This window comes from Anaerobacterium chartisolvens (genome assembly GCF_003337415.1).
GTDB lineage: Bacteria > Bacillota > Clostridia > Acetivibrionales > DSM-27016 > Anaerobacterium > Anaerobacterium chartisolvens.
The window spans coordinates 267,036-274,022 of record NZ_QPJT01000004.1 but is presented as its reverse complement, the minus strand read 5'-3'; the positions used below and the strand labels follow the sequence as shown (position 1 = coordinate 274,022).

General features: G+C 43.7%; 9 protein-coding genes. All 9 read left to right on the top strand.

The annotated features are described in order from the left end of the window. Window positions 1-237: 237 nt before the first annotated feature. The 9 genes from DFR58_RS05390 (at window position 238) to fusA (ending at window position 6,932) form a co-directional block, all read left to right on the top strand. Window positions 238-453, top strand: a complete 216-nt coding sequence (locus tag DFR58_RS05390) for a FeoA family protein (RefSeq protein ID WP_114296782.1) — start codon at window positions 238-240, stop codon at window positions 451-453. 21 nt (window positions 454-474) lie between these two features. Further along, entirely contained in the window at window positions 475-699 is a 225-nt protein-coding gene (locus tag DFR58_RS05385) for a FeoA family protein (protein WP_114296781.1), read from the top strand. Window positions 700-765: 66 nt separating this feature from the next. Next, window positions 766-2,835: a ferrous iron transport protein B gene (gene feoB / locus DFR58_RS05380; RefSeq protein WP_242987402.1), complete on the top strand. Its 2,070-nt coding sequence runs from the start codon at window positions 766-768 to the stop codon at window positions 2,833-2,835. Window positions 2,836-2,906: 71 nt separating this feature from the next. Further along, complete coding sequence (locus DFR58_RS05375) at window positions 2,907-3,062, top strand: FeoB-associated Cys-rich membrane protein (RefSeq protein ID WP_114296779.1); 156 nt, start codon at window positions 2,907-2,909, stop codon at window positions 3,060-3,062. Between the two features lie 78 nt (window positions 3,063-3,140). Continuing rightward, window positions 3,141-3,443: a DUF2325 domain-containing protein gene (locus DFR58_RS05370; protein WP_114296778.1), complete on the top strand. Its 303-nt coding sequence runs from the start codon at window positions 3,141-3,143 to the stop codon at window positions 3,441-3,443. Window positions 3,444-3,478: 35 nt separating this feature from the next. Then, entirely contained in the window at window positions 3,479-3,910 is a 432-nt protein-coding gene (locus DFR58_RS05365) for a flavodoxin (RefSeq protein WP_114296777.1), read from the top strand. A gap of 25 nt (window positions 3,911-3,935) precedes the next feature. Beyond that, window positions 3,936-4,232 (top strand): hypothetical protein, encoded by a 297-nt coding sequence (locus DFR58_RS22355; RefSeq protein ID WP_242987401.1) that lies wholly within the window; start codon window positions 3,936-3,938, stop codon window positions 4,230-4,232. After that, window positions 4,202-4,549, top strand: a complete 348-nt coding sequence (locus DFR58_RS22350; protein WP_242987400.1) for a DUF3793 family protein — start codon at window positions 4,202-4,204, stop codon at window positions 4,547-4,549. The genes DFR58_RS22355 and DFR58_RS22350 overlap by 31 nt, the downstream gene beginning before the upstream one ends. 292 nt (window positions 4,550-4,841) lie before the next feature. After that, window positions 4,842-6,932: an elongation factor G gene (gene fusA, locus DFR58_RS05355; RefSeq protein WP_114296776.1), complete on the top strand. Its 2,091-nt coding sequence runs from the start codon at window positions 4,842-4,844 to the stop codon at window positions 6,930-6,932. Window positions 6,933-6,987 lie beyond the last annotated feature (55 nt).

Sequence of the window (6,987 nt, the reverse complement as noted above, 5' to 3'; positions counted from 1 at the left end):
TTATTATTTGTAATACTAAATACACTTTGCCACTTTGTAAGACATAATGCAGCTAGCTTTATTCGCCAAGGTTGCATTTACTTTGTCAACTGAGGGTTTGTTATTTTTTCTACAAAAATTAAGTTTTTTCATTGACTATGAGAAGCAATGCTGGTAAAATATTAATTGGAATTATTAATTTTGATACTAATTATCAATATCGTTTTGGTATGATTTGTAAAAAAGGAGTGATGAGGAATGCCGTTGACTATGTTGGCCCCCGGCAAGGAGGCTATTATAAACGGATGCAGGGCAAGAGAGACGACAAAGAAATTTCTTGAATCACTGGGAATAGTGCCCGGAACATCCATATCGGTTGTATCTGAAATGGGCGGCAGTCTGATTGTGTCTGTAAAGGGCTCGAGATTGGCATTAAATAGAGGAGTTGCTCAGCAGCTTTTAGTGCAGGCTTGAATTTTATAGGAGGCGAGTATTTTGCAAAGGACTTTGAGGGAGTTAAAGCCGGGAGATAAGGCGGTTGTCACAAAGGTTGCCGGTGAGGGCGCAGTAAAAAGAAGGCTTATGGATATGGGCGTTACAAAAGGGGCCGAGGTCTTTGTAAGAAAGGTGGCACCCTTAGGAGATCCTATAGAGGTGAATGTCAGAGGGTATGAGCTTACGTTCAGAAAAGCTGAGGCGGAAAACATATTTGTGGAATAGTATTGATTGCTAAATAAGGGGCAGCATTTTTTTGGAGCATTATATGATAATGATTATCAGTTTCAAATGAAGAACGAAAGGGGTTTCAAGATGTCTTTGAGGTTTGCACTGGTGGGAAATCCTAATTGCGGGAAAACCACTTTGTTTAATGAAATAACTGGCAGCACCCAGTATGTGGGAAACTGGCCGGGGGTTACAATTGAAAAGAAAGAAGGAAAGGCCAGAAGGGTTCAGGAGGATGTAAAAATTATCGACCTGCCCGGAATATACTCCCTATCGCCTTATTCTCTGGAGGAGATTATTGCAAGAGATTATATACTGGATGAAAAGCCTGATGTAGTAATAAATATTATAGATGCCACCAATATTGAAAGAAACCTTTACCTTACCACGCAGCTTATCGAATTGGGAATTCCCGTGGTTGCCGCACTGAATATGATGGATGCGGTGGAGGCCAGAGGGGATAAAATTGATACGGGGGCTCTGGAAAAGGGTATTGGAATTCCTGTGGTGCCAACCTCAGCCAGTAAAGGGCGCGGAGTAACGGAGCTTGTGGATAAGGCCATTCAGGTGGCCTATGCTGCTGCTTCGGGTACGGCAAAGCCTCAGGCTCAGATTTATGATCAGGAGGTTGAAAAATATATAGGCAATATAGAGACTAATATTGTTCCTTCTCTGGGCAAAAAGACAGGCAATGCCAGATGGACAGCCATAAAGCTTTTGGAGGGCGACGAAAAGGTACTTGAGAAAATGGAGGTTCCTGCGGCGTTTTTAAAGGATATTGAGGCTTGCCGCAAGCAAATAGAGAGCCATTATGACAATGATGTCGAGACGGTGATTGCCGACGGCAGGTATAAAATGATATCCGGCATAGTCGGCAAGGCGGTAAAGAAAAAGTCCGGGAGCGGCAGCCTTACCATATCCGATAAAATTGATAAGGTTGTTACAAACAGGATATTGGCAATTCCTCTGTTTCTGGCATTGATGTACCTTGTTTTTAAGGTTACGTTCGGAGAGATAGGATCATTTACAATAGATTGGGTTGACGGGCTTATAAACGGTACTGTTTCTGATGCGGTGTCGGGCTGGCTTGAGGCGGCGGGGGCTGCGGAGTGGTTGAACGGGCTTATTGTGGGAGGCGTTATAGGCGGTGTCGGCAGTATGCTTGTGTTCGTCCCTCAGATTATGATACTGTTCTTTTTCCTCTCAATACTTGAGGACAGCGGATACATGGCACGAGCCGCGTTCGTCATGGATAGGCTTTTAAGAAAGCTGGGACTTACCGGAAAGTCATTTATACCTATGCTGATGGGATTCGGCTGCAGCGTGCCTGCCATTATGGGAGCTAGGACTCTGGAAAATGAAAAGGACCGCAGGCTGACAATCATATTGACGCCGTTTATGTCGTGCGGCGCAAGGCTTCCTATTTATCTGCTGTTTGTCGGTGCCTTCTTTGCTAAAAATCAGGATTTAATAATATTTTCGCTATACCTGCTGGGTATTGTCATTGCCGTTATTACTGGAATAATACTTAAAAAGACAGTGCTGAAGGGAGAGGCGGCGCCGTTTGTTATGGAGCTTCCGCCTTACCGTATTCCTACAATTAAGGGCTTGCTTATACACATGTGGGACAGGGGAAAGGGCTTTATTAAAAAGGCCGGTACAATTATCTTTGCGGCGGCTGTGGTTATATGGGTGCTTCAGAGCTTCAACTTCTCGTTTCAGATGGTTGAGGATCCGGCAGAGAGTGTTCTCGGCGCCATAGGAGGAGTTATCGCTCCTATATTTGCCCCGCTAGGCTTTGGAGACTGGAAATCGGCTGTTGCGCTTATCACCGGGTTTATAGCAAAGGAAGCTGTGGTAAGTACCATGGGAATACTGCATGGAGTCGGTGAGATAGCCGAGGATACCACTGCTCTGGCCGCTGTCATTCAAGGAGTGTTTACTCCCCTTACCGCTTATGCGTTTATGGCCTTTACACTGCTGTATATGCCTTGTATGGCTGCGTTTGCCACAATAAAAAGAGAAATGAACTCTTGGAAGTGGACTGTGTTCACGGTAGGACTTCAGACCGGAATAGCCTGGGTGGTTGCATTCCTCATATTCCAGGTAGGCCGGCTGATGGGATTACAATAGGATGGAAGGGGTATTCCTGTGCTTGCTTTCATAGGAATGCCCCCCGCTTTTAAAAAAGGAGGCTGCTTGTTATGATTAACTGGATAATAGGTATAGTAGTTTTTGGCTTAACCATATATATTGCCGTAAGAGCCGTTTTAAAGCTGAGAAAAGGCAAAAGTGTATGCTGTAGCGGATGCAGCTCTTCCGGGGACAGCGGAAATTGCCATTGCCATAATAAGCCCTGACAGGGCAAAAAAATTTAACTGTATCATGATAATGATTATCAAAATCAAAAACGCTTATTTTAAGAAAGGAGATATTATATGAGTATTGTACTTGTAGGAGGACACGAAAGGATGCACGATGAATATAAAGGAATTTGTTCCCGGCATGGACATCATTTGAAGGTATATACCAATATGCCGGCGAGATTTGACAAGGTGATAGGGACGCCGGACGGCATTGTATTGTTCACCTCTACCGTGTCGCATAAGATGATAAGAATTGCTGTGAAGGAAGCCAAAAGAAAAAATATTCCCTTGATGAGGTGTCATAATAGCAGCGGTGCATCGCTTAATGCCGTACTTGAGCAAATGCAAAAGAATATGGTCACAGTAAGTGCGTAAAATCACATAAATAAAATAATAGGAGGCGTATTTTTATGAAAAATATAACTATCGTATACTGGAGTGGAACAGGAAATACTCAAAAAATGGCTATGGCAGTTGCCGAGGGCGCGAAAGAGGGAGGAAATTCCGTTAATGTTGTGGAGGTTCAGGATGCTGTAAAGGAGGATGTTGTAAAATCCGACGCCATTGCACTGGGGTGTCCTTCAATGGGCTGTGAGGTTCTGGAGGAGGAGCAGATGGAGCCGTTTGTGGAGTCTCTTGAAGGCGAGGATTTAAAGGGTAAGCCCATGGTGCTTTTCGGATCATACGATTGGGGAGACGGTCAATGGATGAGGGACTGGGATGATAGAATGGGAAAGCTTGGTGTAAGGCTTGCGGCGGAAGGTCTGACTATTCAGAACACCCCCGATGAGGATGGGCTTGCACAGTGCAGAGAGCTGGGAAGTAAGCTTGCCTCATTATAAAATGTATTTTCTGGGAGGGGCATTTATGAGCTGTGGAAAATCGGAAGCACTTCATTTTATAAATATATTGCATGCTTTAAGTGAAAAGGAGCATCTGTTCTCTCTTATCGCTTATAGGGCGGCACCCACTATCTGGGGAGGCAAGCCGGCATCGCTTGTAACCTTTACAAAGGGTCACAAAAATCCTTATGATTTGTGGAGCGTATACAAGCTGGAAATCTGTAAAAAGCTAAGGCTGGAATTTATTGAAATTAAGGATACGGGAAAAAGCATACGGGAAAAAGCATACGGGTGCTTTTTTATAGAAGGAGAACTCTTCTAAGATATATAAATAAAAAGGAGTGCAGAAGATTTTTATACGACATGGGCTATGGTGAGGGAATGGACTTGGATGAGTGCCTTATGCAGCTTAAGCAAAGATTTGAACACCTGTGCCCTCATGAAATAGGAGTGTTCCTTGGCATTCCAGTTGAGGATATAAAGGGCTTTATACAGCATAAGGGAGAGAAAAGCCTTATGTGCAGCAAATATTGGAAGGTATATAAAAACCCTCGGCGCTCGTTAAGCTTATTTAATACATATGACAGGGCAATGGCTTTTGTGCCGGGTGCTATAGAAAAAATTTACGCTCATTATTAAAAAATTATTAAAAATTTATTAAGGAAAGAGGAAAATCTCAAAAAAAATAGAATAATATTAATATATGAGGAATCGGTTAAAGCGATTCTTTATATATGCTTCCATGTCTAAGCTTAATTTTTATGATTTTTTAAATACCCCAATACTTTTTATAAGGAATGCTATACCGAAAGGACAGTATGCTTTGGTAAGCGGTTTGTGAAGCTTATATATGATATGCCTCATTTTGAGGGATTGTGATTATAAAGTGAGCAGCGTTTGGCAATCTAATTAAATTTAAGGGGGAATTTTTATGAAGGAATATGCCGTGGAAAAAATACGCGACATATGCTTGCTGGGGCATGGGGGTTCAGGCAAAACCACCTCTGCAGAAGCCATGCTATTCAACACAGGTGTTTTGGACAGATTGGGAAGAGTGGTGGATGGGACCGCTACTACAGATTATGACCCTGAGGAGATCCGAAGAAAGACTTCTGTAAGCACTGCTATAGCAGCCTGTGAATGGAAGGATCATAAGATTAATATAATTGATACTCCCGGATATTTTGATTTTGTGGGAGAGGTCAAGCAGGGCATCAGGGTGGCCGACTCGGCTTTAATACTTGTTTCGGGCAAAAGCGGAGTTGCCGTCGGAACCGAAAAAGCTTGGTCCTATACGCTGGAGCAAAGAATCCCCAAGATGATATTCATAAATAAAATGGATGAACAGAACTCTGATTTTTTTAAGGTGTACGGGCAGCTTACAGATACCTTCGGGAAAGGTATGGTGGCATTTGATATGCCTATTGTCGAGGGCGGTAAATTTGTCGGCATTGTCGATGTTATCAATATGAAAGCAAAAAGGTTTAATGGGGATACGCTGGTTGATACGGCTATCCCTGTTGCTTTAAATGATAGAATTACCGAACTTAAGGATTCTCTGAATGAAATAATAGCTGAGACGGATGAGCAGCTTATGGAAAAGTTTTTTTCAGGGGAGGAGTTTACGCAGGAGGAAATATTAAGGGCCCTGAGGGCTGGAATAGCCGATGGGTCTGTGGTGCCGGTCTTTTGCGGCTCAGCTTTGAGCAACCTCGGAATTCAGCCTTTGATGGAGGCCATAATACAATATATGCCCTCTCCCGCAGATAAGCCTGCCGTTGAGGGTGAAAATCCTGCCGGCGGAGACAGGGCCAAGATGAGCACCTCTTTTGACGCTCCGTTTTCTGCTCTTGTGTTTAAAACCGTTGCAGACCCTTTTGTGGGTAAAATATCCTTATTTCGTGTCTACTCGGGAACTCTGAAATCAGACTCTTCAGTATTCAATGCATCGTCTCAGAAAAGTGAAAGGGTAGGCTCGCTGTTTATAATGAGGGGCAAGAAGCAAATACCTGTGGGTAAGCTTTGTGCAGGTGATATAGGAGGCGTATCCAAGCTTCAGTCCACCAATACAAACGATACTCTTTGCAGCCAGTCAAATCAAATAGTGCTGGATAAGATAGTTTTTCCGGAGCCCGCCATATCCATGGCAGTTGAGCCCAAGGCAAAGGGAGATGAAGAGAAGATAAGCTCGGGGCTGCATAAGCTTCAGGATGAAGACCCAACCTTTAAGGTCTCCATAAATTCTGAAACACATCAAACGCTGATTTCAGGTGTGGGAGAGCAGCACCTTGATGTTATAGTAAGCAAGCTGAAGGCCAAATTCGGTGTTTCAGTCAATTTGACTGTTCCCAAGGTGCCATACAGGGAGACGATAAAAAAGAAGGTAAAGGTTGAGGGAAAGCATAAAAAGCAGTCAGGGGGACATGGACAATACGGACATGTATGGATGGAATTTGAGCCCGGGGAAAGTGAAGATCTTACGTTTCAGGAGAAAATATTTGGGGGATCGGTTCCAAGACAGTATCATCCCGCTGTTGAGAAGGGCCTTAAGGAGGCTATAACGCGAGGTGTTCTTGCGGGCTTTCCTGTTGTAAACCTTAAGGCTACACTTGTTGACGGCTCCTATCATGATGTTGACTCATCGGAAATGGCTTTTAAAGTAGCGGCAAGGCTTGCATATAAAAAGGGCATTCCGCTTGCCTCACCCGTTCTGCTTGAGCCTATAGCCCATGTAGAGGTATACGTTCCCGACAGCTATATGGGAGACATAATAGGGGATCTTAACAAAAAAAGAGGAAGAATACTTGGAATGAATCCTCATCAGGGAAATATCCAGCAGGTTGTCGCCGAGGTTCCTCAATCGGAAATGGCCAAGTATGCAAATGACTTGAGATCAATGACTCAAGGCAGGGGATATTTCAAGCTGTGGTTTGAAAGATATGAGGAAGCGCCGCCTCTTGTAAGCAATAAGGTTATTGAGGAAGCCAAAAAGCATATGGTCGAGGAGGATTATGGCGAGTAAAGATACGGAGCGGCTTGTGACAGGCAGGGTTAGAGCCTTTTGGCATAAATGAGTT

Bases quoted from the DNA above. Each gene is read 5' to 3' on its own strand.
- DFR58_RS05390 (WP_114296782.1), top strand. From the start codon at position 238: ATGCCGTTGACTATGTTGGCCCCCGGCAAGGAGGCTATTATAAACGGA.
- DFR58_RS22355 (WP_242987401.1), top strand. From the start codon at position 3,936: ATGAGCTGTGGAAAATCGGAAGCACTTCATTTTATAAATATATTGCAT.
- DFR58_RS05370 (WP_114296778.1), top strand. From the start codon at position 3,141: ATGAGTATTGTACTTGTAGGAGGACACGAAAGGATGCACGATGAATAT.
- DFR58_RS05375 (WP_114296779.1), top strand. From the start codon at position 2,907: ATGATTAACTGGATAATAGGTATAGTAGTTTTTGGCTTAACCATATAT.
- fusA (WP_114296776.1), top strand. From the start codon at position 4,842: ATGAAGGAATATGCCGTGGAAAAAATACGCGACATATGCTTGCTGGGG.
- DFR58_RS05365 (WP_114296777.1), top strand. From the start codon at position 3,479: ATGAAAAATATAACTATCGTATACTGGAGTGGAACAGGAAATACTCAA.
- feoB (WP_242987402.1), top strand. From the start codon at position 766: ATGAAGAACGAAAGGGGTTTCAAGATGTCTTTGAGGTTTGCACTGGTG.